Raw genomic sequence first — 1,323 nt, 5'->3', positions numbered from 1 at the left:
AATGATTTGTCAAATATTGCAACAGGTTCGCAAAATAAAATTATTATGGAAAACCCATATAAATATGATCCATTAGGTAGTGAAATATTAAGAGTCTTATCGAATAATGGTACAATTACAATTAAAGGTTCAATATCAAATGGAACATTAAAAAATTTAGAAAAAATAGCTTCCGATAGAGGTCTTATTTTAATTAATAAAACAAAAGTGCCTAATACTGGATATACACAAACTAACGGTAAACCAATTGGGAGTAGCGAATTAATAAAATATATTTTTAAAAAGAAGTAATAATATGAATTATAAATTAGATATAACTAACCATTATGCAACAATGATTCATTTTGATGAAATGATTGGATTAAATAATTTTATTAAAATTCCGGTAATCACAGATGAATTACCATCATCATATGAAATTAATTTAGAAAATATTGCAATTAATTTGTTTAATGAGGAGCCTTACTATAATAGTATTTTGCAGCAAAATTCAGATAGTTTTATTGGAAAATATGAAGATCCAGTTGTGTTATTAAAAAAAGCAAAATTAATTATCAAAAACACTAAGTGCGCTCAGATTGTTATGGTTAATAAAAAAGACTATTTTCATTCTTGGCGAACACAATTTCTTAAAAATGACTTAGCAATCGTATGTTATGCACATAGTTTAAATTATCCTGAAACAATGATTTATATAAGAGTCATTTTTTCAGGTAGTATTGAATTATCATTTAGTGATGAAAATATGATATTACATACAGTAGGATATGAAGTATTTATAGATGAAGATGAGATTAAATCAATTAATGAAAAAATGCGGAAAAAAGTAATATCTAATCAAATTAATATTAATAATTTAAAATTTAATAATAAAAGCTCTCGTTTGTGGGATAGAGATTATTTTAATAAATATTTTATTCAAGAGGAAGAATTTAACTATTGCTGTATAGCGATTAAAGATTACGATGGTACAGACATATAATATATTTTCTTCTACTGTATCTTGAAAAGGGAATAAATAGTAAATATAGTTAAATTATACCCAATGAAAGTTTTTCAGCTCATGAGGCTGCTGGGGAAAATTTAATTGATAGACAATGTAGATAAAACAGGACAGAAATTATTAAATAGAGTGTCTACTGGAAATGTGAAAACGTCGTCTTCTTTATTCAGATAGAGCTATAGTTGAATCAGTTACAAGTAAGACTATTGAAGTCAGTCGGTCAAAATAGATGCTTACCTAACTGGAAAACAAATATGTTATTTAAAAATTGAACATAAGTCATCATTACCTATAGGAATTAGTATTTCGAAAAGACAAAT

General features: G+C 25.5%; 2 protein-coding genes. Both read left to right on the top strand.

The window, feature by feature from the left end; translation table 11 throughout:
- Nucleotides 1–291: hypothetical protein (locus tag GA0061080_RS12715; protein ID WP_209435854.1), on the top strand; the 291-nt coding region annotated here is incomplete at its 5' end.
- 4 nt (nt 292–295) lie between these two features.
- Nucleotides 296–982, top strand: coding sequence for a hypothetical protein (locus GA0061080_RS12260; protein ID WP_091126249.1), 687 nt, complete (start codon nt 296–298; stop codon nt 980–982).
- The last annotated feature ends 341 nt before the right edge of the window (nt 983–1,323 follow it).

Source organism: Gilliamella intestini, assembly GCF_900094935.1.
Lineage (GTDB): Bacteria > Pseudomonadota > Gammaproteobacteria > Enterobacterales > Orbaceae > Gilliamella > Gilliamella intestini.
The sequence above is the reverse complement of the archived record's forward strand: the minus strand, read 5'-3'. Positions and strand labels throughout refer to the sequence as shown.

What these genes read in the sequence shown, in the direction of transcription:
- GA0061080_RS12260 (WP_091126249.1), top strand. Translation starts at nt 296, where the DNA reads ATGAATTATAAATTAGATATAACTAACCATTATGCAACAATGATTCAT.